The sequence below is a fragment of the Sphingobium cyanobacteriorum genome, assembly GCF_030580935.1.
Lineage (GTDB): Bacteria > Pseudomonadota > Alphaproteobacteria > Sphingomonadales > Sphingomonadaceae > Sphingobium > Sphingobium cyanobacteriorum.
On sequence record NZ_JAUQOM010000001.1, the window covers coordinates 759,635 to 785,640 of the forward strand.

Below are 26,006 nucleotides of genomic sequence, written 5' to 3' on the forward strand. Positions count from 1 at the left end.
GTCTGCGCGGCCGGACTGTTCGCGCGGGCATTGCGAGACGATTGCGTCGGGAAGATCGCGGAATCCTTCATTGTTCCGGCTCGGTCAGATCAACCCACTTATTGCCCGCGACGCTGCTGTCATGCGCTGCCTGGATGAATCGCATGCCGGCGATCCCGTCTGCCAGGCTGGCATAGGCCGGATGAGTGGGCGTGCGTCCGGCGACGGCTTCGGCAAAATCATGATAGATATTGGCAAAGGCCTCCAGATAGCCTTCGGGATGCCCGGCGGGCAATCGGACCGCCGCCAGTGCGGACGGGTCCAGCCACGCGCCATCGGTCCCGGCCCGCCAGATTTCCTCCGGGCCGGATCGGCGCGCGACCCTCAGCCTGTCGGGCTGTTCCTGCCGCCAGTGCAGCCCGGCTTCCTCGCACCATAGAGATATGTCCAGCCCATTGGCGTCGCCGGCGCAAATCTGGCTGGCGATCAACGTCCCGCGTCCGCCGCCCGCCAGGTGGAACATCGCCGCGCCATCGTCGTCCAGCAAGCGTCCGGGCACTGCGGCGCGGATTTCGGCGGCGATGCGCGTCATCCTTTCCCCGGTGATGAATTCGACCAGGTTGAAGGCGTGGGTGCCGATGTCGCCGAACGCCCCGGCCAGGCCGGATCGGGCCGGATCGACCCGCCATTGCGCCTGCTTGCCTGCCGCATCCTGCGCCGTGGCCAGCCATCCTTGCGTGTAGCGGACCGCGACGCGGCGCACTTTGCCGAACCCGCCTTGCGCCACGAGCGCCCGCGCCTGCCGCACCATCGGATAGGCGCTATAGCTATGGGTGACGCCGACCATGCCCCCCGTCCGCTGCGCAACCTGCTCCAGATGAAGCGCCGCCGCCATGGTGTCTGTCAGCGGCTTGTCCACCAGCACCGCAAAGCCCGCTTCCAGCGCCGCAATGGCCGCGGGCGCATGGACGTGATTGGGCGTCACGATCGCGATGAACTGGGCGCGTATCTGCGGCGGGAGAGCGGATTCGCGGGCGATCAGTTCGGCATAGCTGCCATAGCTGCGATCTGACGCGATCCCCGCCATGTCGCCGGATCGGCGCGCCCGTTCGGCATCGCTGCTCAATGCGCCCGCGACCAGGCGGCAATTGCCCGCGATGGCGGCGGCCGTGCGGTGGACCGGGCCGATGAACGCCCCTTCGCCACCACCGATCATCGCGTAACGAACCTGTTCTACCATGATGAAACCTTGAAGCAGGATGAGGCAAGGGCAGGCGCCGTCACTGTTCGCACCTCACGCCAATGCTTTGTAGAAGAAGCGCCGGAACCTGACCGATCCGTCCCCGGTTGCAAACAGGGCGGGTCTCAGGCTCAGCAGGTCGTCCATCGTATTGGCATGATAGCCCGACACTTCGTTGCGGACGCCGTGACGGGTCCATGTCGCGCCGTCCATGCTGTAATAGAATGTCACGATCTGATGCGCGTTGACGATTCGGAGGAACAGTTGGCGCGAAGGCGGCGCGGGTTCGACCCAATAGCTTGGCTTGCCACCGCGATAGGTGATCATTGTCTGCCCGTCGATGCCCATGCCCAGGAACAGCCGGTCGTTGAAGAAGAGCAGCAGGCCGCCCGTCGCTGCGCCAACCAGTTCCAATGCGACGCTGACGTCGTAGGCGCGGTCGCCGACCTGCTGGACGAGGGGCGCGCTATCCTGCGGGCCGGTCCCCTTCCCTACCAGGGTCAGCGCGCCATGGCTGACGGATACGCGCCCGGCTTCGGCGGGGGCGCTGCCATGCAGGTTCCATCTTGTGCCCAGGCTTGCCTTGGCGAAATCGTCCGATCGCGCGAAACCGTGGGCAAGCGCGCGTCCTGCCGGCTTTGGCAACGGCCTGGACAGGTCGCCGCCGGTGGCCTTGAACCATCCATCGACCGTCCATGCGATCGGCTCCAGCAGCGTCTGGCGGCCCAGCGAGCGATAGCCGTTCTCGAACCCGTGATACATCATGTACCAGCGTCCGTCGGTGCCCTCGACACAGGTTGCATGCCCCCGCGACCACCACATTTCCGTGTCGCTGCGCGTGCGCTGGATCGGATTATGCGGGCAATGCTCCCATGGGCCATGGATCGACCGGGATCGCGACGCGACGATCATATGGCCGGTGGCAGGGCCGCCGGTCCCGCCGACCGCGCTGACCAGATAGAAATAGGCGCCGCGCCGGAACAGCTTGGGGCCTTCGAGCGCATAGGCTTCGGTGATCCAGTCGTCCGGGTAGCGCCAGCCTTCATAGACGGTATCGACCGGGCCATCGGTGCGAAGGCCATCTGCCGACAGGCGCACCCGCTTGCCCGCGCTCAGGAACAGATAGCGATGGCCGTCCTCGCCCACGACATGGCCCGGATCGATCAGCCCTCCGATGCCCAGGTCGATCGGGTCGCTCCACGGGCCGTCGATCGACGGGGCGTGGATGACATGGATGTTGGCGAAGCTCGCCAGCCCGGTGGACCAGGGCGCCCGCATGAACGGGATATAGATGAAATAGCGGTCGCCATGCTTGACCAGGTCCGGCGCAAACACCGTGCCCAACGGCTTGTGCAACGCCGGGCCAACCGGCGACCAGTTCACCAGGTCGCGGGAATGCCAGATCAGCAGGCCCGGCGAGGCTTCGAACGAGGAATGGGTCATGTAATAATCATCGCCGTCCTTCAGGACGGACGGATCGGGATAGTCGCCCGCGATCACGGGGTTGAGATACAGGCCGTTGCCCAGATCCGCCTTGCGCTGACCTTCGATGCCACCGGCCCATTGCGGCGTATCGGCGCGGCATGCTGCATTGGCTGCATTGGCTGCATTGGCTGCATTGGCTGCATTGGCTGCATTGGCTTCATCCGCATGCGCCGATGCGCGGGCTGTGGGAGCAAGGGCTGCGGGCATCGCGGCAACGCCCGCGACGGCGAACCTCATCGCGTCCCGGCGCGTTGTCATGATGCTTTCTCCCGACGCGCATCCGTCCGTGGCGGTTCAGGTCTGGTTGTCACGGGCGTCCTGCGCGATCAATTCGGCGGCGCGCCATCCGATCACCATTGCCGGGCCATTGGTATTGCCTGCGGGCGGAACAGGCATGACCGAACAATCCACGACCCGCAAACCGTCGATGCCATGCACACGCAACCGGCTGTCGACGACGCTGTCCTGCGCTGGTCCCATCCGGCAGGTGCCGGTCGCATGGATGCCAGGGCTGGTCAGCCATTCCAGGGCCTCACCAATCTGATCGTCGGTTTGGACGGATGCGCCCGGCACCACTTCGTCGCCGACAAAGCGTTTGAGCGCCGGCTGCGCCATGTATCGGCGGACCAACCGCACCATATCGATCATGAAGGCCTTGTCGGCGGGATCGCCCCACCAGTTGGCGTCGATATCCACCATGTCGGCGACATCGCCCGACCGGATCGACACGCTGCCCCGGCTTTTGGGGCGCAGGGCGATGGCGTTCACGGTGATGCCCGGCTTGTCCTCCAGCGCGCCGCGCCCCGGATCGGCCTTCATCTCCTCGGACGATCGCATCGAAAACGGACCGATGCCAAATTGCACGTCGGGCCAGTCGGCGGGGGACCGCATCGACAGGAGGGCGGTGACTTCCGGCGAGGTATAGGCCATCAGCCCCTTGCGCGTCAGATAATAGCGGGCGACATGAGTCATCAGACGCCAGCCGGAAAATTCGCGATTGGCGCCGGGATCATTGTGCAGGCGGTAGGATATCGAAAACATCGCGTGATCGGCCAGGTTACGGCCAACCGCGGGCAGGTCGTGCAGCACCGGCACACCGGCCTGCGCCAGAACGTCCGCAGGGCCGACGCCCGATAGCTGCAACAATTTGGGGCTCTGGATGGCACCGGCGCTCAGGATCACGTCGCGGCGGGCACTAAAGCTCTGCACGCCGCTGTCGGTGCGGGCCCGCACGCCGGTCGCGCGCTTGCCTTCAATCTCCACCTTTTCCACGACCGTATCGGTCAGCACGACCAGATTGGGCCGCCGCATCGCCGGCTTCAGGAACGCCTGATAGCTTGATGCCCGGCGCCCCCGCCGGCTCACGGTCGCCTGGGTATAGCCTATCCCGGTCGTGCCCGGCATATTGATGTCGTCCAGCCGGGGCAGGCCCATTTCGACCCCTGCCTCGATGGTCGCGGCGATGGCCGGCGACCGATAGGGTAGCTGCGTGATTTGCAGCGGACCGCCTTTGCCGCGTGAGGGATGAGCGCCAGTGTCGCGATAGCTTTCCATCGCGCGATAGCAGCGCTCGATTTCGCTCCAGCGCCATTCGCCATGCCCCGCCCGCGCCCAGCCATCAAAGTCGGCGGGCATGCCGCGCAGATACCAGGTGCCGTTGGTCGAGCTGGAGCCGCCGAGGCCACGGCCATAGGGCCATATCTCGCCCTCCGGCCGCCCGGCCTGCGCCTTGACCGGGAAATGCCAGAAATGCGTCGGATTGCCGAACATCTTCATGAAGGCGCGCGGCATGTTCACCAGTTCGGTCTCGTTGCGACCGCCTGCCTCGATCAGCAGCACGCGGCTGTTGCCGTCCGCGCTCAGCCGGTCGGCCAGCACGCAACCCGAAGAGCCTGCGCCAACGATGATATAGTCGAATTCGGTATCGGCAGAGGTCATGAGGAGGCTCTTTTCAAGCGGTGGTGGCGTCCTGTCGGCGCCCCATGGAAAAGCGGACGAGCGCGGCGAAGATCAGCGCGATGACGCCCATCATCAGGATCGCAGGATCAAGGCCGCCAGCCCGCCCGACTATGGCGGACAGGATGGGAGGGCACAGGAAGGCGCCCGCGAAGAAGGACGTTGCCCATATCCCCATGCCGCGCCCACGCTGGTCGAACGGCAACCGTGCCTGGCCCCAGGCCAGCAGTGCGGGAATGACCATGCCGCCGCCCAACTGCTGGACGGTGGCGCCGGCCACTGCGCCATAATAGCTGGTCGTCAGGCCGATCAGGATCATCCCTGCGCCGATCAGCCCGCCGGCGATGCCCAGCAACGCGCCGATGCTGTGACCATGCAAACGCCGGTACAGGAAGGCGCCCGCGATGTAGGCAAGGCTGGTGGCCGCCTGGATCAACCCGACCTGGGTGGATGATCCGGCGCCGCGATCCGCCAGGATGGTCGCGATGTTCAACGGCTCGACATAATAGATGATCGACGCGATCAGTGTGACCGACCCGATGGACAAGGCCGCAGCCCAGGGAAAGCCCGCTGGCTTGCCGGCCCGCCGGCCGCGATCGTCGGACACAGGTTCATCGATGAAGGCGATGGCCATCAGCAGCAGCGGGACCGCCAGCGCATAGATGGCAAAGGGGCCGCGCCAGCTTGCATCCGCCAATATGCCGCCCGCCGCGATCAGCACCGTGCCGGCGATCGATGTCGCCGCCCCGGTCCAGGCGACCCAGCGATAGCGCTGATCGCCGAAATAATCGCCGATCAGCGCACTGGAAATCGTGATCGCAAAGGCGTCGGCCAAACCGAGCACCGCGCGGCTGGCGACGATCAGGATCAGATCGTCCACCACCAGCGGCGTCAGGCCGGCCAGAATATAGAGCGCAATGCCACCGACAAAGGCCGGACGGCGGCCAAAGCGATCCGCGATCCATCCCGCCGCCGGCGCGAACAGCGCCGCGCACAGGGACGGGATAGTGACGATCATCGGCACCAGCAGCCCGGCGTGCGGCAATCCGCCGAAATGCGCGAACAGCTTGGGGATGGCCGGGAAAAGAGCGACGATGGCCATGACAGGCAGGACCTGCGCAAAGACCAGCGTTACACCCTTGGCCGTCGGGTGTCGCAGCGGCCTGGCCTGCTGGAACGTCGCTGCCATGATCAGCCCCTATGCCGCCAGGGTCGGCGCCAAAGTCAGCGTCTTGCTGTCCTCCGCCACCAGCGGGAAGGGAAGATAGGATATGCGCAGGACTTCCTTGAGCGACAAATGATGATCGCCCGCGGCCAGGGGCTGCGGACATTGCACCATGATCGTCGCCTTGCTGCCAAAGGGCCAGCGCCGGTCATAGGCATGTTCCATGTCGCAAAGCGCGATCGGCCCCTTGCCTTCATCGAACAGGATCGCGTCGCGGGGCACGGCCTGGCCGTCAACGCTCACCACCAGGTCCTCGATCATCGACAGGCCAAGGCCGCGATAATAGCCCAGCATGACATCGAAGGAAAAGCCGTCCGCGGTGCTGCGCAGGCTGCCATCTACCAGAATATATTTGTCGAACATCGCGTCAATTGCCTTTCAAAATGCAGGGAACGGCCAGCATGTGCGATAGCGCCGGGGCCTCAGCCAACGGCGTCCGCAGCGCTCCGCGCCTCGGCCTTGGCGATCAACTGTTCGAACATGATGTGCTGACGCCGCACCTGTTCGCGGCTGTCGACCGGCTGCACATCCTGAACCCAGCGATTGCCTTCATATTCGCTCGACAGATAGCCTTCCCAGCCACCCGCGACGAGTTCGTTGATGACCTCCTCATAGGCATGGGTCGGATCGGTGCAATCTGCATCCATTTCATAGAATTTCGCCTGGATATGGCGGAAATAGGGAATGTAATCGCGGATACGCCTGGGGTTGGCATAGGGGTGATGGCGCAGCGTTTCGGCCATCGCCACTTCCGCCTTGTTGCCCTTCATCTTCACGGCGACTTCGTAGATGACATATTCCGCCATGATCTTCTGTTCATGCTGGTCCAGGATGAACTCGACGACCTCCGGCCGGGCGCCCTGCCGGATGAAGCGGTCGCGAAAGACTGGCGGATAATGTTTCATGAAAATGCCCATGTCGGGCAACAGGCCAAGATGCCTGGTGCCCAGCCGGTCGGCCACTTCCACCGTGCGCAGGATCCAGGCATGGTCCATATGCCAGGGGGCATGGACTTCCACCCCCATATGAACGTCCAGTTCTTCGGCATAGGGAACACAGCGTTCCAATATGTCCGGTCGCACGAACACCAGCACCCGCATGTTGCGAATGCCCAGCCTGTTGCAGAGCAGGAGATCGCGGCGGATCGACGCGACCTGCTCGTCATCGGTCATCAACCGGTCCTTGCGGATCTTGGTGTCCAGGAACATGTCGTAACAGGTCAGTTCCGCGCCATGCCGCGCCATCATCTCCTGCCACGCGGCAATGTCATGATCCGATATGTTCGGGAATGCCGGCATATTCTGTTCAGGCAGGATTTCGATCCCCTTGGCGCCGATGGACGCGGCAAAGGCGACACAGTCGTCCACCGTCATCTGCCCCAGGAACATTTCCTCCTGAAAACTGTAGAGGCTGACGCCGCGTTTGATTTTGGAAGTCATGGGTATTCAGCCTCCGGCAAGCACACGCAAAACAGGGAAAGCGATGATCGTCCCGGCGGCCCGGCGACAGGCCGGACCGCCAGGCCGCATCAGAATTCAAATCCGAAATTGACGCCGATCTGGCGGACGGAATTGAAATTGGTCAGGAAAGCCGTGCCCAATCGGCCGTTATTGGCCTCGCCCGGATCGATGCTCAGCGACGATGGCACGAACTTGTCGGAACAGTTGCGGCAGAAGATCGACGCACGCCAGCCGTTCAGGCTTTGCAGCCCGATGCTCGCGCCCAGCGTCTCATAGCCGCCCAGCCGCGTCCCCGGCGCCTGGTTGATCGTGAACCATTGCGACGAACGATGCAGGATATTGCCTTCGACAAAGGCGTTGAGCGATGCGTCGAGCGCCCACTCATATTGCACTTGCGCCGTGGCGACCAGTTTGGACGAGGCGGGCGTGCGCAAGCCGCCTGCATTGAACTGACGGCCGGTTGCCACATTGCAGGATGCATCAGGCTGGCCGACATAGCATTCCGTGCCGGGGAAATCCTGGAACTTGGAATCCAGCAAGGTTGCCGCCAGGTTGAAGGTCAGGCCGCGCTGCGGCCGCGCGTTGATCGACAGTTCGATGCCCTGGCTCTTGGCCGACGCCGCATTTTGAACGATGGTCGATCCCAATTCCGGGTTGAAGGACGACACCTGAAGATTTTTGAACTTCGACCGGAATGCCGCCAGATTGAATATCAGCTTGCGGTCCAGCAGGCTCGACTTCAGACCCACTTCGATATTGTTGTTGATCTCCGGCTGGACGACCGGCGACACGCCCAGGCGGGGGACATTCTGCGAGAAGCCCGGCCCTTTATAGCCGCGTCCGAACGTGCCGTAGGCCATGATGTCAGGCGTGAAATTATATTGCGCGCCCAGACGATAGCTGAAATTGGTATTCGATACCTTGTCGGACGTGACAAGCGGAACGCCCAATGTCACGAAATACAGGCCTTGATGCTGCGCCAGATCGGCGCTGAGCCGGTCGTGCGTGACACGCCCGCCCGCGATCAGTTTCAGATTGTCGACCACTTCATAAGTGAATTGCCCGAACGCGGCGTAGCTTTTGCTCTTAAGGTCGAACTTGCCGTCCTGCCCCAGGAACGCCGTATTGCTGCGCCGGCACTGGCCAGGCCCTGTGCCGATGTTGGTCGCACCGACGCAGAAGGGGAAATTGGGCAGCACGACCGCCGGCAGGAAGTTGAACCCATAAAGGGCACTTTCGTTCTTGGTATGGCCGCTGTAGAAAAACAGGCCCATCTGTCCGGTGAAACGATTGGCCGCGGGCAGCGCGACCCGCAATTCGTTCGTAAACTGGCTATAATCCGTCTTGGACTGGTTGATGTCGACGCCGTTCACATTGGTATAGTCGGTATCGAAATTCTGGCGACGGCTTGCCGCTTTCCATGCCGCGATATTGCTGACCTCGACACCGGACGGCAATTCATACGACAGTTTCGCCTGGATGCCGCCACGCTTCACGTCCCGGTAGAAATCGCCTCCACCGCCGATCAGCAAGTTGCCCAGGCCAGGCTCGATGCCGATAGCCTGCAATGGTCCCCGCGCCTGGGCATTGGGCGCCAGGCTGGCATAGGGGCGATCAAAATAGGTCGCGATGCCATGTTCTTCATTATAGTCGCCAATGATGTAGAGCGAGACCGCATCGCTGAATTCGACCAGATATTTTGCGCGCACCCCATATTGGGTCTGGCCAAAATCGCCCTTGCCGCTGCCGATGAACTTCACCACCGGATCCTGCGACGAATAGACCGCATTGATGCGCAGCGCGGATTTTTCGCTGACCGGCAGATTGATCGTGCCCTGGCCGATGAAGCCCAGCCCATTATTTGGCGTGGTCGGCCGATGAACGCCCTCAAGCTGAAGGTCGCCGCTGAACTTGCCCAGTTCCGGGCGCCGCGTCACGATGTTGAGCAGGCCGGCCGACGCATTCTTCCCGAACAGCAGGCCCTGCGGTCCGCTCAACACTTCGACCTGTGCCACGTCGTAAAATGTGCCGACCGCGCCGCCCAGGATCGAACTGACCAGATTGACTTCATCCTGCGCGATGGCGACGCTCGATTCCAGCCCCTGCTGAAATGCCAGGGTGCCGACGCCGCGCACCGTGAAATTATTTTCGCCACTGACCTGAAGGCTGGGCGCGGCCTGGCTCAACTGGCTCAGATTGCTGATGCCGCGCGCCTCAAGCCCTTCGGCGGTCACTGCGGTGACGCTGACCGGCACGTCCTGCAGGCGCTCCGCGCGGCGCTGGGCCGTGACCACGATATCGGTCGAACCGTCCGTCGCCATGTCCGCCTGGGCGGGCAGGCTCGCCGTATCAGCCTGCGCCAGCGCTGGCGTGGCCGCACCAAGAAACAGCGTGAATATCAGCTTGTGCATTTCGCATCCCTCCTGAAGGGCTGGACCATCCGCATCGCGTGACGATGCGGCAGCCAGCCTTTTTATTGGCTCTTCAATGTTGGTCGTTCGCTGCCGAACCTTCGTAGCGAGGGGATAATGCCACCATGGCCTTCATATGAAAAATTGATTGTTTTGATGCTGATCTACCGATATTCGACATGCATCTGGCAGGAGGTTCGTGATGCGTTTAAAGGGCCTGGATCTGAATTTGCTCGTGGCGTTGGACGTTCTGCTGGAAGAACAGAATGTTACGCGCGCGGCCAACCGCATGCATGTCGGCCAGTCGGCCATGAGCGCGGCGCTTGCCCGCCTGCGACAGCATTTCGAAGATGAACTGCTGATCGTAACGGGGCGCCGGATGATGCCGACCGCCTTGGCGGAATCGATGCGCCAGCCGCTGCGCGAAGCGATCCTCAGAATCACCGGCGTTGTCGAGATCGAACGCTCGTTCATCGCCGCGACCTCGACACGGCGCTTCACGATCGAAATGCCGGACCATCTTGTGCCGGTCATCCTGCCCGCTTTGACGCGCCGCCTGTCGCGTCATGCGCCCCACCTGATGCTGGAAGTGCGTCCCCCTGTCGGCGATCCGTCGCCATTGCTGCACAAGGGCGAGCTTGACCTTGTCCTCACCCCCAGCATCTATTCCGACCCGGAATATGTCATCGAACCGCTCGTCGCCAACGACCTGGTCCTGGTCGGCTGGCGGGACAATCCCGCCCTACAGGTACAGCCCACGCTGGAAACCATCATGGCGCTGCCCCAGGCGATCGTCAAATTCGACCGTGTCAGGCTGGCGAGCATCTTGTCCGAACAGCAGCTTTCCATTTACGGTGGCACAGGGCGTATTGCTCTGGTCGCCCCGAATTTCAGTTGCATCCCGCCCAGCCTGATCGAAACCAACCTCATCGCGATCCTCAATAGCCGCCTCGTCAGGGCGGCAGAGCGGAACCTGCCGCTGGCGGTCTGGAATGTCCCGGTGCCGATGCCCACCATGATGGACGTCATGATGTTCCATCAGATACGCAAGCAAGATAGCGGCCTGGCGTGGCTGCGCGGCCAATTGCGGGAAACCGTCGCGGAAATCGACGATCATGGTTGATCGTGCAGGCCGATGGCATGCTGGCGCGCGCAGGACCGCGCCCGGCAGAATCTTCGCCCCTGAAACGATTGCCTGTTGCATTGCAACAGGGGGTGGCGTTTGATCCGGCCATGCTCAAGGCCGCTCTCCACCACCTCACCGCCTATCGTTACAATCGCCCGATCCGGCTGGGGCCGCAGGTCATTCGCCTGCGCCCTGCCCCGCACAGCCGGACCAGGGTGCCCAATTACGCGCTGAAGATCGAGCCGGCGAACCACTTCCTCAACTGGCAGCAGGATCCGCACGGCAACTGGCTGGCGCGGGTGGTGTTCCCCGATCCGGTGGATCATTTCAGGATAGAAGTCGACCTGCTGGCCGATCTCGACATCATCAACCCCTTCGATTTCTTCGTGGAACCCTATGCGGAGGTTTATCCCTTCGCCTATGACGACCAGCTCAGGACCGACCTTGCCGCCTATTTCGACATCGAACCGCAAGGCCCGCTGTTCGACGCGCTGGTCGCCGAATATGACGGCCGGCAGGACCGCACGGTCGATTTCCTGGTCGGGGTGAACCGCCGCCTGCAACAGCAGGTGGGCTATGTCATCCGCATGGAGGCGGGCGTGCAGACGCCGGAGGAGACGCTGGAAATCGGCACCGGCTCCTGCCGCGACTCCGCCTGGCTGCTGGTGCAGTTGCTGCGCCGCCTGGGCTTTGCCGCCCGCTTCGTGTCGGGCTATTCGATCCAGCTCGTCGCCGATGTGGAACCGATCGAAGGGCCAAAGGGCGTCACCCAGGATGTGGTCGACCTTCACGCCTGGGCGGAAGCCTATGTGCCGGGCGCCGGCTGGGTCGCGCTCGACGCGACCAGCGGCATGTTCGCGGGCGAAGGCCATATCCCGCTCTGCGCCACCCCCCATTACCGCTCCGCCGCGCCGATCAGCGGCATGGCCGAACCGGCCGAGGTCGATTTCGAATTCGCGATGCGCGTGTCCCGCATTGCCGAAGCGGTGCGCATCACCAAGCCGTTCACCGACACCCGCTGGGACGCGGTGATGGCGCTGGGGGCCAAAGTCGATGCCGATCTGACGACGCAGGATGTGCGCCTGACCACCGGCGGCGAGCCGACCTTCGTGGCGGAACAGGGCGGCGATGCGGGCGAATGGAATGGCGATGCGGTCGGCCCGACCAAGGCCGCCTATGCCGACCGGCTGATCCGCAGGCTGCGCGCCGCATTCGCACCGGGCGGGCTGCTGCACCATGGCCAGGGCAAATGGTATCCGGGCGAAAGCCTGCCGCGCTGGGCCTATGCGGTCTATTGGCGCAAGGACGGCGTGCCGGTGTGGCGCGACGACAGCCTGATCGCGCCCGACGACCCGCCCCCCGGCGCGCGCACGGTCACGCCCGACGATGCCCGCACATTCCTCAGCCATATGGCTGGCACCATGGGCTTTTCCGACGACTATACCCATGCCGTCTATGAAGACCCGGCGGTCTGGGCGGTCAAGGAAGCCGACCTGCCGATCAACGCCAGCCCCGATGATCCCAAGATCAGCGACCCCGAAGCACGCGCGCGCATGGTCAAGACGTTCGAACGCGGCCTCGACCAGCCGGTCGGCTATGTCCTGCCGGTGCAGCGCTGGCAAAGCCAGGCAGCGACACCCCGCTGGCAGAGCGAGATCTGGCAATTGCGCCGGGGCAGGCTGTTCGCCGTGCCCGGCGATTCGGCGCTGGGCTACCGCCTGCCGCTGGGTTCGCTGCCCTATGTGCCGCCATCGGACTATCCCTATATCCACCCCCGCGACACCAGCGAACCGCGTGAACCGCTGGCTGATTTCCGTGTCCAGGTGACACAGCAGGCCAATGTCGAACAGGTCCGTGCCCAGCCGTCGCAGCGGGTCGCCGGGCCGGAGGGCGGCGTCGCCGCGCAGGACCGGGTCGAACAGGTGATCATCGAAGGCGCGGTCCGCACCGCCGTCACGGTCGAACCGCGCGGTCATTATCTGTCCGTGTTCCTGCCCCCGGTGCAGGCGCTGGAGGATTATCTGGAACTGATCGCCCTGGTCGAGGCGACGGCGGAGGCGCTGCGCATCCCGGTACGGATCGAAGGCTATGCACCGCCTCCCGACCCCCGCATCGACGTGCTCAAGGCCACGCCCGATCCCGGCGTGATCGAAGTCAATGTCCAGCCCGCCGCCAGTTGGGACGACACCGTCGCCATCACCGAAAAACTGTACGCGCTGGCCCGCGAATGCCAACTGACCGCCGACAAGTTCATGGTGGACGGCCGCTCGGTCGGCACCGGCGGCGGCAATCATATCGTGCTGGGCGGGGCGACGCTGGCGGATTCCCCCTTCATCCGCCGCCCCGACCTGCTCAAGAGCTTCGTCCTCTACTGGCAACGCCATCCCGCCCTGTCCTACCTGTTTTCCGGCCTCTGCATCGGCCCGACCAGCCAGGCGCCCCGCATCGACGAAGCGCGGCATGATGGCCTGTACGAACTGGAAATCGCGCTGGCGCAGGTGCCGGACCCGTTGAAGGACGGCGTGGACAAGCTGCCGCCGCCATGGCTGGTGGACCGGCTGCTGCGCAACCTGCTGGTCGATGTCACCGGCAACACCCACCGCACCGAAATCTGCATCGACAAGATGTTCTCGCCCGACGGTCCCACCGGCCGCCTTGGCCTGCTGGAATTTCGCGGTTTCGAAATGCCGCCCGAAGCGCGGATGAGCCTGGTTCAGCAATTGCTGATCCGCGCGCTTGCCGCCTGGTTCTGGCGCCAGCCGCAACAGGGCGGCCTCATCCGCTGGGGCACCACGCTGCATGATCGCTTCATGCTGCCCCATTTCGTCTGGGCCGATTTCCTGGAGGTGCTGTCCGACCTGCGCGGCGCGGGCTATGATTTCGACCCCAACTGGTTCGAAGCGCAACGCCAGTTCCGCTTCCCGGTCCATGGCACGGTCGATGCGGGCGGCGTCGGGCTGGAAATCAGCCATGCGCTCGAACCCTGGAACGTGCTGGGCGAAACCGGCGCGATCGGCGGCACGGTGCGCTATGTCGACTCCTCGACCGAACGGTTGCAGGTGCGCGCCACCGGCCTTGTCGCCGGGCGGCACATCGTCGCCTGCAACGGGCGGCAGGTGCCGATGACCGCGACCGCCGTGCCGGGCGAAGGCGTCGGCGGCGTCCGCTACAAGGCGTGGACACCGGCCAACTGCCTCCATCCCAACCTGCCCGCCAACGCGCCCCTGACCTTCGACGTGCTGGATAGCTGGAGCGGCCGGTCGCTGGGCGGCTGCGTCTATCATGTCGCCCATCCGGGCGGACGCAATTACGACACGCTGCCGGTCAACGGCTATGAAGCCGAAGCCCGGCGCAAGGCGCGGTTCCAGGATTATGGCCACACGCCCGGCCCGGTCGACATGCCGCCCGCCGAACTGCCCGGCGAATTTCCCATGACACTCGACCTGCGCTTCCGGCCTCCCGGCGCGTAAGGGCGATCCCATGGACGCCGACCTCCGACCCGACTGGGCCGACGCCTATCTTGCCGCCGCGCCGGGCGGCGACCTGTTCGCCGGCGCATCGCCCGCCATGGCGGCCCACTGGCGCGCGATGCTGGCGCGACTGTCGCATCAGGCGCAGGGCGATCCGGCCACCCTCGCCGATCATGTCGGGCGGCAGGCGAGCGACCTGGGCATGGCGTTCCGCCTGACCGGCGACGAACAGGAACGCCCCTGGCCGCTCGGCCCGGTCCCGCTGCTGATCGGGGCGGAGGAATGGACCCATATCGAAAACGGCCTGACCCAGCGGGCCGAACTGCTCGAACGGGTGATCGCCGACATCTATTCCACCCAGTCACTGGTGCGCGACGGCAAACTGCCCGCCAGCATCGTCACCGGCAGCCCGCATTATTGGCGGGTGATGACCGGCACGCCGCCGCCGCGCGGCCATCATCTCCATTTCTACGCCGCCGACATCGGCCGTGGCCCGGCGGGCGAATGGCGCGTGCTGGCGGATCGGGTGCGCACGCCGGTGGGCGTGGGCTATGCGCTGGAAAACCGCCTCGCCCTGTCGCGCGCGACCGGCGACCTGCTGGGCGCGATGAACACGCGCCGGCTCGCCCCCTTCTTCGCCGAGCTGCGCCGGGGGCTGGCCGCCGACTGCGCCCGCGCCGATCCCCGCATCGGCCTGCTGACGCCCGGCCGGTTCAACCAGAGCTATGCCGAACAGGCGCATCTTGCCCGTTATCTTGGCCTGTTGCTGGTCGAAGGGGACGATCTTATCGTGTCGGATGGTCGGCTGTTCGTCCGTACCATTCAGGGCCTCAAGCGGATCGACGGCCTGTGGCGCTGGATGGACAGCCGGTTCCTGGACCCGCTGGCGTTCGATGGCAAATCGCGCATCGGCGTGCCCGACCTGCATGACGCCTGCGCCCGCGGTGGCCTGATGATCGGCAACTGGCCGGGTGCGGGCGTGATCGAATCGCGCGCCTTCGCCGCCTTCCTGCCGCAACTGGCCAGGGCGGTGCTGGGTCAGGCCCTGATCCTGCCCAATATCGCCACCTGGTGGTGCGGTCAGCCGCGCGAGCGCGATCATGTCCGCGCCCGGATCGACGATCTGATGGTCGGCTCCGCCTTTGACCAGAATGTGCCCGGCCTGCCCGACGGCCATTTCATCCCCGGCGCATCGCTCGACCCTGCCCGGCGCGCCATCTTGCTGGCGGCGATGGCGAAGCGGCCGATGGATTATGTCGGGCAGGAAGTGGTGAAACTGTCCACTACCCCGGCGGTGATCGATGGCCGCCTCGCCCCCCTGCCCTTCACCCTGCGCCTCTTCGTCGCGCGCGACGGCGCGGGCCAGTGGCGGGTGATGCCCGGCGGCTTCAGCCGTCTCGCGGGCCATGGTGACATTCGCGCCGCGCTGATGGGCCGGGGGGACATGTCCGCCGACATGTGCGTCATCGACGCCCGGCCGGTGCCGCCCGACACGCTGCTCGGTTCGGGCGCACCCGCGATCCGCCGGGTCGGCGGCATGTTGCCGGCCAAGGCGGCGGACAATCTCTTCTGGCTGGGCCGCTATATCGAGCGTGCGGAAATGACGCTGCGGCTGGTCCGCGCCATCGCCGGCGGCTCGATCGAGGCAGACCTTGGCCCCTCGCTCGATTCCCCCGCCATGACGCGCCTCGTGGGCCAGCTCGTCCAGTGGAACGCGGTGCCCGCCCGCTTCGGCGCGCCCGGCGCGGCGGTCGGCCCGCTCTGCGCCACCGCGCTCGGCGACGCGCGCCAGCCCGGCAGCGTCCGCGCGCTGATGGCAATCGTCGGCAATATCGGCGAAGGGCTGCGCGATCGGCTGGCGAGCGATTTCTGGCGACTGGTCCGCCTGCCCTTGCCGACCTTTGACGCGGCGGTAACGGAAACCCTGCTCGACGCCTCATCCCGCATGATCGAGCGGATTTCGGCGCTGGCGGGCCTGGCGGCGGAAAATATGGGCCGCACCGACGGCTGGCGCTTCCACGACATGGGCCGCCGCATGGAGCGCGCGATCAACGGTTGCCGCCTGCTCGGCCTGTTCGGCGGCGACCATGCCTCGGCCGACGACCTGACCGTCCTGCTCGACCTGATGGACAGCCAGATCAGCTATCGCACCCGCTATCTGACCGAACCGGCGCTCCCCCCGGTGCGCGACCTGCTCGCGCTCGAACCCTTCAACCCCCGCGCCATCGCCTATCAGGCGCAACGCCTCGCCGACCATGTCGCTGCCCTGCCCACCCTGCGCGCCGACGGAATGCCGGAGGAGCCGAGGCGGCTTGCCGATGCCCTGGTCGCGCGGCTCGCCCCGCTGACCGGCGACATGGTAACGATGGCCGATATCGCCGATACCGAAAGCCGGCTGCTCGGCCTGTCCGACGCGATCGGCCAGCGCTATTTCCTGCAACTGCACAAGACCCAGGATGCCGATCTGCTGTCATGATCTACCATGTCCGTCATCGCAGCATCTTGCGCTACGCCGCGCCGGTCCGGGTCGCCCGCTTCAACCTGCGGCTGAAGCCCGCGCCCTGGCCCGGCCAATGGACATCCGACCATGTGCTGGCGGTCGATCCCGCCCCGTCCATGATCGAATCGCGCCCCGCCGCCTGGCCGGTGCAGGTGTCGCGGCTGGTGATCGAAAGCCCGATCCGCGAACTGGTGATCGAAAGCCGCTTTCGCGCCGGGGTGCAGGGCGGCACGATCGCACCCCAGCCCGACGATCCGGCCATCGGCGCGGTCGCCGACGCCGCCTTGCTCGACCGCAATATGGGGCCATCCGCGCCCGCCCATTATCTCTACGCCTCCGCCCGCGCGCCCTTGCTGGCGCAGATCGGCGACTGGGTCGGCGACGCGCTCGCCCCCGACCGGCCGATCGTCGCCGCCGCATTGGAGCTGGCGCTGCGTATCCAGGCGGAATTCGCCTATCAGCCCGGCGTCACCGATGCGGGCACCCCGGTCGCCGACGCCTTCGCCGCGCGCCATGGCGTGTGCCAGGATTTCGCCCATGTCATGCTCGTCGCGCTGCGCCTGGCCGGCCTGCCCGCCGCCTATGTCAGCGGATACCTCCGCACCGATCCGCCGCCTGGAATGCCCCGGCTGGTCGGCGCGGACGCGATGCACGCCTGGACCATGTTGTGGTGCGGGCCGACGCGCGGCTGGATCGGCTTTGATCCCACCAATGGCTGCATTACCGGCGACGGGCATCTGTTCGTCGCGATGGGGCGCGACTATGCCGATGTCGCGCCGATGGACGGCCTGTTCGTCGGCGGCGCGGGGCAGAGTCTGTCGGTGATGGTCGATGTCGCGCCGGAAGAGGAAGAAGCGGCGATCAGCTGATCGGGTCCAGCATCAGCATCATGCCCTTGCGCGGCCGCACCGTCAGCCGGCTGATCGGCTCCGGCTTCCATCCCGGCTTCACCCCGATCCGGTAGCGGCGCACCACCGTCGCGATCACCGTCATCACCTCCTGCTGGGCAAAGCCCGCGCCCACGCACACGCGCGGCCCCCGGCTGAACGGGAACCAGGCCTGTTTCACCATGTCGGCATTGGCCGGATCGGCGAAGCGGTCGGGGTCGAAACTGTGGGGGCAGGCCCAGTTGTCCTTGTTGCGCTGGGTCAGCCATGGCGCGACCACCAGCATCGCGCCGGGCTCCAGTTGCTTGTCGCGCATCTGCATCGGGCAGGGCACCTCGCGCGGGAAGAAGGCGAGCGGCGGATAGAGGCGCAGCGTCTCCTTGAACACGTTGCGCACGACATGCATGTCCTTGAGCATCGTCGCGGTAAAGGGCTGGTCGCCCGCCACCTGCGCCACTTCGGCGCGCGCACGGTCCTGGACAGCGCCACATTCCGCCAGCAGATAAAGCGCCCAGGTCATGGTGCTGGCCGATGTCTCATGCCCCGCCAGGAAGATGGTCGCCACCTGGTCCATCAATTCCTTCAATGTGAAATGCGCGCCCGTTTGCGCATGTTTCGCCTCGACCAGCGACTGGAGGATATCCTTGTGCTGGCCCGGTTCACCGGCATGGAACGCCTCGAATCGCGCGGTCACGATCGGCCGGAACACGTCGCGGATCGCTTCGGCCGGGCGGGCCGACCGCTTCTCGAACCAGCGGCTGGGCAGGCCGTAGAGGCCCAGCATCGACGCCGAATGGGACAGGCGCTGGAACCGGCCGAACGCCCGGTGGATGATCGCCGACCGCTCCGCATCCAGCGTCTGCGAAAACAGCGTGCGAAAAATGATGTCGGCCGCCACATGGGTCATCATCGGGTCGATGTTGATGGCCCTGCGCCGGTCCATCGCCTCCACCCGCGCCAGGAAGGCATCGGCCGCGCCCACCATCAGCGGCATCGATTTGGTCAGCGCGGTATGGGCAAAGGCGGGATTGACCATCGCCCGCTGATGCTCCCAATCCTCGCCATTGGCGGAAAAGACGCTGTTGCCGATCAGCGGCCACAGTCCCTTCACCAGTTCATGATGTTTGGGAAACTCCGTCCCCCCTTTCAGGATGCGATCGACCAGCACCAGTTCGTTGGCGATGTACATGGTCTGGCCGCGCCCGCGCACCTCGCCCATCTTCATCGTATAGCTTTTCTCGAACAGCACATGGATCCAGCTATGCCAGCCGATGAAGAAGCGCCGCATCATCGTGCGCTTGTTGCGCGTGGGCTGCGGAAAGGGCGGGGTGAACAGCGGCTGCGTCATGGAATCGCCCTGAAGAGAGCGACGGCCTCGTCCAGCCGCCGGGGCCCGGCGGTCAGGCTCACGAAATCCACCGGCGACAACCGATCGCCGACCCGCAGATAGTCGAAATGCGCCTCATATTTGTTCGACCATCCCTTGTTGTGATTGTCCGGTTCGTAGAACAGGTGGAAGCGGGGTGACAGCATATCCACCCGCGCGGCGCATTGATCGGCGACAAGGGTGAGCGGATTGACGTTGAAATAGGCCGCGCCATCGGGCGGATAGGACAGGTCGACATAGCGGAAATGCTTGTCCGCCAGGGCCTTGAGGTCCGCATGATACCAGTGCGCGTCGGTGCGCAGCGCGATCACCGGCACCACCTGCCCCAGCCCCACCATCGCGAAATGACCGGGCAGGGTGTCGCCGCGCAGCGCGAACACCCGCCGCATCAGCGACATGCCCAGGATCGTGCCAGCGCTGTGGGTGACGAGCAATATCTCGTCCCACGGCCCGTCCATCTCCGCCACGATCCGCCGTGCGAACAGGTCCAGCCGCGCGTCCAGGTCCGGCCCCGGCCCGTTCGCCGCCAGCCCGTGATGATAATAGGTAAAGCGCAGCAGCCAGGGCACGACCAGCTTTGTCAGCCACTTGCCCGACAACGCCACGCTCACCCCGATCCCCGCCAGCGCCGCCGCCCAGAAAGGCAGCAGGATCGACAGCAGCAATGCGGGGATCAGCGCGAACAGCAACGGGATCATCACCGCCAGGAAGGGCGGGTAACAGATGGTCAGCACCGGCCCCGGCCGCAACCGCTTCATCCGCTTGAACTGCATGAAGCGGGCATGGCCGACATAGGTGGCGATCGACCGCCAGGCGAGTTTCAGGGGATTGCGAATCCACACCTTGCCGACCAGATCCTCCCAGCGCAGGAATTCATACTCCGTCTCGACCCCGGCCGCGTCATTGCCGACGGTCCAGATCGCCGACGATGCCGGCCCCGCGCGCCGGGCGCTGACCGACAGCGCCTCCCCGCTCAGCGCGCCATGCCGCGCCGCCTGGTCGCGATAGAGCTGATGGTAGAAACGGACCCCGCGCGGATCGAATCCGCCAAGGTAAAAGACTTTGCGCTTGAACTTTTCCAACACTGCCGCCCTAATCGGCGCATGACCACGCCCGAACGCGACTATTGCTATTTCATCGACCACCGCAAATACAACCGAAACATCGGTTGCCGCAAACATGACAATATGTACGGCATCAATGGCGGCGGCAGTGAGCGGGATCGGTGGCGCGCCGACCTCGCCTTTTATCGCCATATGAAGGCCAATGGTGATCCGATGGCGCTGCCCGCCCTGCTCGCCTGCCTCGCATTCGGCTGGTTCTGCTGGAATTATCATCCCGGCAAGGGGCTGTGGCGCGGGCAATTGTTGCGCCGTTTCGCCAAAGCGCCCAAATGACCGCCATGACTGATCCCAAACATGTTCAGGTCGGCCCGGTCACATTCGGCAACGACCTGCCCTTCGTCCTGATTTCCGGCCCCTGCCAGATCGAAAGCCGCGATCATGCGCTGTTCATGGCGGACGCGCTGGCGCGCGCGGCGCGGCAGGCGGGCGTGCCCTTCATCTTCAAGAGCAGCTTCGACAAGGCGAACCGGACATCGGTGTCGGGCCGGCGCGGCGTCGGCATCGATGCGGGGCTGGCCATCCTGGCCGAAGTGAAGGCGTCGCTCGGCTGCCCTGTCCTCACCGACATCCACGACGCCAGCCAGGTGGAGGCCGCCGCGCAGGCGGTCGACATTCTCCAGATTCCCGCCTTCCTCTGCCGCCAGACCGACCTGCTGCTGGCGGCGGGCCGGACCGGCGCGGTGATCAACGTCAAGAAGGGGCAGTTCCTCGCCCCCTGGGATATGGCGGCGGTGGCGCAGAAGGTAGCCTCGACCGGCAACGACCGCATCCTGCTCACCGAACGCGGCGCCAGCTTTGGCTATAATACATTGGTCAGCGACATGCGCGCGCTGCCGACCATGGCGCAGACCGGCTATCCGGTCGTGTTCGACGCCACCCATTCGGTGCAGCAGCCCGGCGGCCTGGGCAGCGCGTCCGGCGGCCAGCGCGAATTTGCTCCCCTGCTCGCCCGCAGCGCGGTCGCGGCCGGCGTCGCGGCGATCTTCGCCGAAGCCCATGACGATCCCGACAATGCCCCCTCTGACGGCCCGGTCATGCTCCCGCTGGCCTGGGTCGGACCGATGCTGGAAACGCTCAAGGGCATCGACCGCATCATCAAGAATCAGGCCCCCGCAATCGATTAGTTAGCTAACTAATCGATTGCGCAAATTGCACAGAGCTGTCCACTTCGCTGTATCGTTCAGAGCGGGATGGCGGCAGCCCCAGGATGTTCAGGGCCGCGCCTGCCCGGTCCCGCGCACGATCCACTTGTATGTCGTCAGCCCCTCCAGCGCCACCGGCCCGCGCGCATGGAGCCGCCCGGTGGAAATGCCGATCTCCGCGCCCAGACCGAACTCGCCGCCATCGGCAAACTGGGTGGAGGCGTTCCACATCACGATCGCGCTGTCGACGGCGTTCAGGAAATGCTCGGCCTTCGCCGCATCCTGGGTGATGATCGCATCGGTATGATGGCTGGCATGGGCGGCGATATGGGCGATCGCATCGTCCACGCCCTCGACCAGCCGCACCGACACGATCGCGTCGAGATATTCGGTGTCCCAGTCCGCGTCCGACGCCGGCACCACGCGCGCGTCCATCGCCTGCACCGCCACGTCGCCGCGCACTTCACACTTTGCGTCGATCAGCGCCCGCACCAGCGCGGGCGCCTGATCATAGGCGCGGTCGATCAGCACCGTTTCGGTCGATCCGCAAATGCCGGTCCGCCGCATCTTGGCGTTGACCACCAGCTTTTGCGCCATCGCCGGATCGGCCGCGCCATCGACATAGCTGTGGTTGATGCCGTCCAGATGCGCCAGCACCGGCACCCGCGCCTCCTCCTGCACCCGCGCGACCAGGCTCTTGCCGCCGCGCGGCACGATCAGGTCGACAAACTCGGCCGCGCGCAGCAGCGCGCCCACCACCGCGCGGTCGGTCGTGGGCACCAGTTGCACCGCTTCGGCGGGAAGGCCGGCGGCGACGATCCCTTCGATCATCGCGGCATGGATGGCGCGGTTGCTTTCCTTCGCCTCGCTGCCGCCGCGCAGGATCACGGCGTTGCCCGCCCGCAGGCAGAGCGCGGCCGCATCCGCCGTCACATTGGGGCGGCTTTCATAAATGATGCCGATCACGCCCAGCGGCACCCGCACGCGCGACAATTCCAGCCCGTTGGGCCGCACCTGCCGGTCGATCACGCTGCCCAGCGGATTGGCCAGCGCCGCGACCTGCTCCACGCCCGCCGCCGCACCGGCGATCCGTTCCGCGTCCAGCCGCAGCCGGTCCAGCAGCGCCGGCGACAGGCCGTTGGCGGCGGCATTGTCCATGTCGCGGGCGTTGGCGGCGATGATCGCCGGCGCCTGATCCCGCAACGCCTGCGCGGCGCGGCGCAGCGCGTCCGACTTCTGCGCGTCACTCGCCTGCGCGATGATCGCCGCCGCCTTGCGCGCACGCGCGCCCAGCATGGCGATCAGCATTTCGGGGGTCTGGGTCAGGTCGTTCATAGTCGCTCTCGCCGAAGGATCGGGCGCGCCTTAACATGAAAGCCAAGCGCAGCGAAAGCGGTACAACCCGCCGCACGCAACCCCGGCGTGCCCATGACCATCCGCCAGCCCCCATGGGGGCCCGGCGGACTGTCGGCAACAGATCAGGCGGCCTGCGCCAGCGTCTCTTGCTTGATCGCCCGGATGATACGGCAGGGCGGAATATTGCGCCACTCCAGCGAGTCCGTGACACAGCCGAACACGGGCGTCAGGAACCGGCGCACGAAGCGCGAATATTGATAGATCAGGAATGCGCCGCCCGGCCGCAAAGCCGCCTGCGTTTCCACGCAGATCGCCTGGCCGACACCTTCGGGCAGGGTGGAGAAAGGAATGCCCGACAGCACATAATCGGCCTGATAATGGCCCGCTTCCTTGATGAAGCGGCGCACATCGGCGGCCGACCCATGGACCACGCGCAAGCGCGGATCATCGATCTCCGCTTCCAGATAGGCCACGAAGTCGAGATTGAGGTCGATCGTCAGCAGCATCGCGTCGGCGGGCAGCCGCTCCAGGATCGGCCGGGTAAAGGTGCCGACACCCGGCCCATATTCCACGAACAGCCGGGTGTTCCGCCAATCGACCTGATCCAGCATCCGCTCCACCAGCGTGGCGGACGAAGGGATGACCGAACCGATCATGCCAGGATGCTTGACGAACTGGCGGAAGAACATGCGCCACTGGCTGAAAAATGATCCAGGCGAACCAGCCCTGGCCTTATCCTTGTTCTTTTTCAATGGAATGGAGGCCATCAACCCTCGCCTGTCTCTATCATGTCCATGGCCTTGCAAATCCGGGGCGGGCTTGCAAGCGGCTTTGCAACAAGCCGGTCATAAAACGCGGAAACGGCGGATGGGTTCAATCCGCCGCCCCGCTTCCTCGCTTAATCGGCGGACCCGCGCGGCCGCAACATGCCCGGCGCGACGAAGCCGATCGGATCGACCTGCATCGCCCGCTGTTTCAGTTGCGACTGGATCTGCTCATATTCGCGTTCCATCTCCGGCGTCACCGACGCCCGCGTGTCGGCCAGCGCACTGTCGAAATGCGCCTGCGTCACCCTGTCGATCGACAGTGACTGGCGCAGCGCAACCAGCCCCGCCCGCCGCACCAGATCCTCCAGGTCGGCGCCGGTGAAGCGGTCGGTCTGCGCCGCCAGCCCATCCAGGTCGACATCCTCGCCCAGCGGCATCTTGGCGGTATGGATGCCCAATATGCGCCGTCGCCCGGCCTTGTCAGGCACCGGCACATAGATCAGCTCGTCGAACCGCCCCGGCCGCAACAGCGCGGGATCGATCAGCGTCGGCCGGTTGGTCGCGCCGATCACCACCACCTGCTGCAATTCCTCCAGCCCGTCCATCTCGGCCAGGATGGTGTTGACCACCCGCTCCGTCACCGCCGGCTCGCCCAGCCCGCCGCCGCGCGCAGGCACCAGGCTGTCCAGTTCGTCGATGAAGATCACGGTCGGCGCCACCTGCCGCGCGCGGGCGAACAGGCGGGCGATCTGCTGCTCGCTCTCGCCATACCATTTGCTCAGCAGGTCGCTCGACTTGGTGGCGATGAAATTGGCCTGCGCCTCGCGCGCGACCGCCTTGGCCAGCAATGTCTTGCCAGTGCCGGGCGGGCCGTAGAGCAGAAAGCCCTTGGCCGGACGAATACCGATCCGGCGGAAGGCGTCGGGGTCTTTGAGCGGCAACTCGACCCCTTCCTTCAGCCGCATCTGCGCGTCGTCCAGCCCGCCAATGTCGGACCAGCCGATATTGGGCGCCTGCACCATCACCTCGCGCATCGCGGACGGCTGGACCCGCTTGATCGCGGCCATGAAATCCTCGCGCGTGACCGACAGCTCCTCCAGCACGTCGGCGGGGATCGTCCCTTCCTCCAGGTTGAGCCGCGGCATGAAGCGCCGCACCGTCTCGATCGCCGCCTCGCGGCTCAGCGCCGCCAGGTCCGCGCCGACAAAGCCGTAAGTCATGCGCGCCAGTTCGGCCAGGTCGACCTTGTCGCCCAGCGGCATGCCGCGCGTATGGATACCCAATATCTCGCGCCGGCCGCGCTCGTCCGGCACGCCGACCACGATCTCGCGGTCGAACCGGCCCGGCCGGCGCAGCGCCTCGTCAATGGCTTCGGGCCGGTTGGTGGCCGCGATCACGACCAGATTGGCGCGCGGTTCCAGCCCGTCCATCAGCGTCAGCAACTGCGCGACCAGCCGCTTTTCCGTCTCGCCCGTCACCTGTCCCCGTTTCGGCGCGATCGAATCGATCTCGTCGATGAACAGGATCGATGGCGACGCCTTGGCCGCCGCCTCGAAAATCTCGCGCAACTGCTTTTCGGACTCGCCATAGGCCGACCCCATGATCTCCGGCCCGTTGATCAGGAAGAATTCGGCGTCCGATTCATTGGCCACTGCGCGCGCCAGCCGCGTCTTGCCGGTGCCCGGCGGGCCGTGGAGCAGCACCCCCTTGGGCGGATCGACGCCCAGCCGCTCGAACAGTTCGGGATAGCGCAGCGGCAGTTCCACCATCTCGCGCAACTGGTCGATCGTCTCGGCCATGCCGCCGACATCGTCATAGGTCACGTCCGCGCGCCGGGATTCGCGCGGTTCCTCATATTCGGCGCGCAGTTCGACCTCGGTGTCGCCATCGATATGGACGATTCCCTTGGGCACGGTCGATACCACGACCAGCCGGATCTCCTGCAACGCATAGGCGGGCGCGGCCAGCATCTGCCGCAACTGGGGCGGCATGTCGCCGGGCGGCACCTGCTGCTGCCCGGCGGTCGCGACAATGTCGCCCGCCGCCAGCGGCCGTTGAAAGAAAACCCGCTTGAGCGCGTCGGGATTGCCCTGCAAGCGCAGGTTGTTTTGTGCAGGCGCGAACACCACCCGCTGCGCCGGCCGCGTCTCGACCTTGGCGATCTGGACGAAATCGCCCGATCCGACCCCGGCATTGGCGCGCTGCAAACCGTCGAGGCGCAGGACATCCAGCCCCTCATCCTCCTTATAGGGGCGCACCACCCGCGCCGATGTCGCGCGCTTGCCGACAATCTCGACCACATCGCCTTCGGCCAGATGCAGTTCGGCCATCACCGCCAGCGGCAACCGCGCCAATCCGCGCCCGGCATCTTCCGGCCGCGCATTGGCGACCTGAATCCGGCGTCCTGCTTGTTCCTGATCGGCCACTTGCCATCCCCGTCTTTGTCGTTCCGTAACGAGATAGGGAACGCAGCAGCCGGGGAAAAGAGGCA

Annotated in this window: 17 protein-coding genes and 1 pseudogene; 6 read left to right on the top strand and 12 right to left on the bottom strand. The window is 65.5% G+C overall.

The genetic code is table 11. From position 1 onward, the window contains the following. Positions 1 to 67 precede the first annotated feature (67 nt). The 7 genes from Q4610_RS03725 to Q4610_RS03755 form a co-directional block, all read right to left on the bottom strand. The gene (locus tag Q4610_RS03725; protein WP_304534651.1) at positions 68 to 1,219 is read right to left on the bottom strand and encodes a Gfo/Idh/MocA family protein; all 1,152 of its coding nucleotides are present in this window, start codon (positions 1,217 to 1,219) and stop codon (positions 68 to 70) included. Positions 1,220 to 1,273: 54 nt separating this feature from the next. Beyond that, positions 1,274 to 2,962: a family 43 glycosylhydrolase gene (locus Q4610_RS03730; protein WP_304534652.1), complete on the bottom strand. Its 1,689-nt coding sequence runs from the start codon at positions 2,960 to 2,962 to the stop codon at positions 1,274 to 1,276. Between the two features lie 36 nt (positions 2,963 to 2,998). Next, entirely contained in the window at positions 2,999 to 4,642 is a 1,644-nt protein-coding gene (locus tag Q4610_RS03735) for a GMC family oxidoreductase (protein WP_304534653.1), read from the bottom strand. A gap of 13 nt (positions 4,643 to 4,655) precedes the next feature. Beyond that, entirely contained in the window at positions 4,656 to 5,849 is a 1,194-nt protein-coding gene (locus Q4610_RS03740; protein WP_304534654.1) for an MFS transporter, read from the bottom strand. A 9-nt stretch (positions 5,850 to 5,858) separates the two neighbouring features. Continuing rightward, on the bottom strand, positions 5,859 to 6,248 hold the full coding sequence (locus tag Q4610_RS03745) for a C-glycoside deglycosidase beta subunit domain-containing protein (RefSeq protein WP_304534655.1): 390 nt from the start codon (positions 6,246 to 6,248) through the stop codon (positions 5,859 to 5,861). A gap of 59 nt (positions 6,249 to 6,307) precedes the next feature. Next, positions 6,308 to 7,324, bottom strand: a complete 1,017-nt coding sequence (locus tag Q4610_RS03750; RefSeq protein ID WP_304534656.1) for a sugar phosphate isomerase/epimerase family protein — start codon at positions 7,322 to 7,324, stop codon at positions 6,308 to 6,310. An 89-nt stretch (positions 7,325 to 7,413) separates the two neighbouring features. Further along, positions 7,414 to 9,756 (bottom strand): TonB-dependent receptor, encoded by a 2,343-nt coding sequence (locus Q4610_RS03755; protein WP_304534657.1) that lies wholly within the window; start codon positions 9,754 to 9,756, stop codon positions 7,414 to 7,416. 202 nt (positions 9,757 to 9,958) lie between these two features. Here Q4610_RS03755 and Q4610_RS03760 point away from each other — a divergent pair, with 202 nt between their 5' ends. From Q4610_RS03760 to Q4610_RS03775, 4 genes are all read left to right on the top strand, one after another. Next, positions 9,959 to 10,879, top strand: a complete 921-nt coding sequence (locus Q4610_RS03760; RefSeq protein WP_304534658.1) for a LysR family transcriptional regulator — start codon at positions 9,959 to 9,961, stop codon at positions 10,877 to 10,879. A 110-nt stretch (positions 10,880 to 10,989) separates the two neighbouring features. Beyond that, positions 10,990 to 14,352, top strand: a complete 3,363-nt coding sequence (locus Q4610_RS03765; RefSeq protein WP_304534659.1) for a transglutaminase family protein — start codon at positions 10,990 to 10,992, stop codon at positions 14,350 to 14,352. A gap of 10 nt (positions 14,353 to 14,362) precedes the next feature. Beyond that, positions 14,363 to 16,828: a circularly permuted type 2 ATP-grasp protein gene (locus tag Q4610_RS03770; protein ID WP_304534660.1), complete on the top strand. Its 2,466-nt coding sequence runs from the start codon at positions 14,363 to 14,365 to the stop codon at positions 16,826 to 16,828. After that, positions 16,825 to 17,721, top strand: coding sequence for a transglutaminase family protein (locus tag Q4610_RS03775; RefSeq protein WP_304534661.1), 897 nt, complete (start codon positions 16,825 to 16,827; stop codon positions 17,719 to 17,721). The genes Q4610_RS03770 and Q4610_RS03775 overlap by 4 nt, the downstream gene beginning before the upstream one ends. Here the strand turns inward: Q4610_RS03775 and Q4610_RS03780 are convergent. Next, the gene (locus Q4610_RS03780) at positions 17,714 to 19,087 is read right to left on the bottom strand and encodes a cytochrome P450 (protein WP_304534662.1); all 1,374 of its coding nucleotides are present in this window, start codon (positions 19,085 to 19,087) and stop codon (positions 17,714 to 17,716) included. The two genes, Q4610_RS03775 and Q4610_RS03780, sit on opposite strands and share 8 nt — an antisense overlap. After that, positions 19,084 to 20,208, bottom strand: a complete 1,125-nt coding sequence (locus Q4610_RS03785) for a hypothetical protein (RefSeq protein ID WP_304534663.1) — start codon at positions 20,206 to 20,208, stop codon at positions 19,084 to 19,086. Before Q4610_RS03785 ends, Q4610_RS03780 begins: the two co-directional genes overlap by 4 nt. 21 nt (positions 20,209 to 20,229) lie before the next feature. Between Q4610_RS03785 and Q4610_RS03790 the strand changes: the two genes are divergently transcribed. Both Q4610_RS03790 and kdsA read left to right on the top strand, forming a co-directional pair. Beyond that, positions 20,230 to 20,523, top strand: a complete 294-nt coding sequence (locus tag Q4610_RS03790) for a hypothetical protein (protein ID WP_304534664.1) — start codon at positions 20,230 to 20,232, stop codon at positions 20,521 to 20,523. Between the two features lie 5 nt (positions 20,524 to 20,528). Further along, a complete protein-coding gene (kdsA, locus tag Q4610_RS03795; protein ID WP_304534866.1) occupies positions 20,529 to 21,374 on the top strand; it encodes a 3-deoxy-8-phosphooctulonate synthase in 846 nt (281 codons plus the stop codon). A gap of 87 nt (positions 21,375 to 21,461) precedes the next feature. On the opposite strand, the pseudogene Q4610_RS03800 reads toward kdsA, so the two are convergent. From Q4610_RS03800 to Q4610_RS03810, 3 genes and pseudogenes are all read right to left on the bottom strand, one after another. After that, a pseudogene (locus Q4610_RS03800) lies at positions 21,462 to 22,733 on the bottom strand (glutamate-5-semialdehyde dehydrogenase); the annotation flags it as partial. Positions 22,734 to 22,870: 137 nt separating this feature from the next. After that, complete coding sequence (locus Q4610_RS03805) at positions 22,871 to 23,515, bottom strand: class I SAM-dependent methyltransferase (RefSeq protein WP_304534666.1); 645 nt, start codon at positions 23,513 to 23,515, stop codon at positions 22,871 to 22,873. Positions 23,516 to 23,646: 131 nt separating this feature from the next. Then, positions 23,647 to 25,941 (bottom strand): CDC48 family AAA ATPase, encoded by a 2,295-nt coding sequence (locus Q4610_RS03810; RefSeq protein ID WP_304534667.1) that lies wholly within the window; start codon positions 25,939 to 25,941, stop codon positions 23,647 to 23,649. Positions 25,942 to 26,006: the final 65 nt, after the last annotated feature.

Bases quoted from the DNA above. Each gene is read 5' to 3' on its own strand.
- Q4610_RS03770 (WP_304534660.1), top strand. From the start codon at position 14,363: ATGGACGCCGACCTCCGACCCGACTGGGCCGACGCCTATCTTGCCGCC.
- Q4610_RS03760 (WP_304534658.1), top strand. From the start codon at position 9,959: ATGCGTTTAAAGGGCCTGGATCTGAATTTGCTCGTGGCGTTGGACGTT.
- Q4610_RS03775 (WP_304534661.1), top strand. From the start codon at position 16,825: ATGATCTACCATGTCCGTCATCGCAGCATCTTGCGCTACGCCGCGCCG.
- Q4610_RS03755 (WP_304534657.1), bottom strand. From the start codon at position 9,756: ATGCACAAGCTGATATTCACGCTGTTTCTTGGTGCGGCCACGCCAGCG.
- Q4610_RS03765 (WP_304534659.1), top strand. From the start codon at position 10,990: ATGCTCAAGGCCGCTCTCCACCACCTCACCGCCTATCGTTACAATCGC.
- Q4610_RS03735 (WP_304534653.1), bottom strand. From the start codon at position 4,642: ATGACCTCTGCCGATACCGAATTCGACTATATCATCGTTGGCGCAGGC.
- Q4610_RS03725 (WP_304534651.1), bottom strand. From the start codon at position 1,219: ATGGTAGAACAGGTTCGTTACGCGATGATCGGTGGTGGCGAAGGGGCG.
- Q4610_RS03790 (WP_304534664.1), top strand. From the start codon at position 20,230: ATGACCACGCCCGAACGCGACTATTGCTATTTCATCGACCACCGCAAA.
- Q4610_RS03805 (WP_304534666.1), bottom strand. From the start codon at position 23,515: ATGGCCTCCATTCCATTGAAAAAGAACAAGGATAAGGCCAGGGCTGGT.
- Q4610_RS03780 (WP_304534662.1), bottom strand. From the start codon at position 19,087: ATGACGCAGCCGCTGTTCACCCCGCCCTTTCCGCAGCCCACGCGCAAC.
- Q4610_RS03730 (WP_304534652.1), bottom strand. From the start codon at position 2,962: ATGACAACGCGCCGGGACGCGATGAGGTTCGCCGTCGCGGGCGTTGCC.
- Q4610_RS03750 (WP_304534656.1), bottom strand. From the start codon at position 7,324: ATGACTTCCAAAATCAAACGCGGCGTCAGCCTCTACAGTTTTCAGGAG.
- Q4610_RS03745 (WP_304534655.1), bottom strand. From the start codon at position 6,248: ATGTTCGACAAATATATTCTGGTAGATGGCAGCCTGCGCAGCACCGCG.
- Q4610_RS03740 (WP_304534654.1), bottom strand. From the start codon at position 5,849: ATGGCAGCGACGTTCCAGCAGGCCAGGCCGCTGCGACACCCGACGGCC.
- kdsA (WP_304534866.1), top strand. From the start codon at position 20,529: ATGACTGATCCCAAACATGTTCAGGTCGGCCCGGTCACATTCGGCAAC.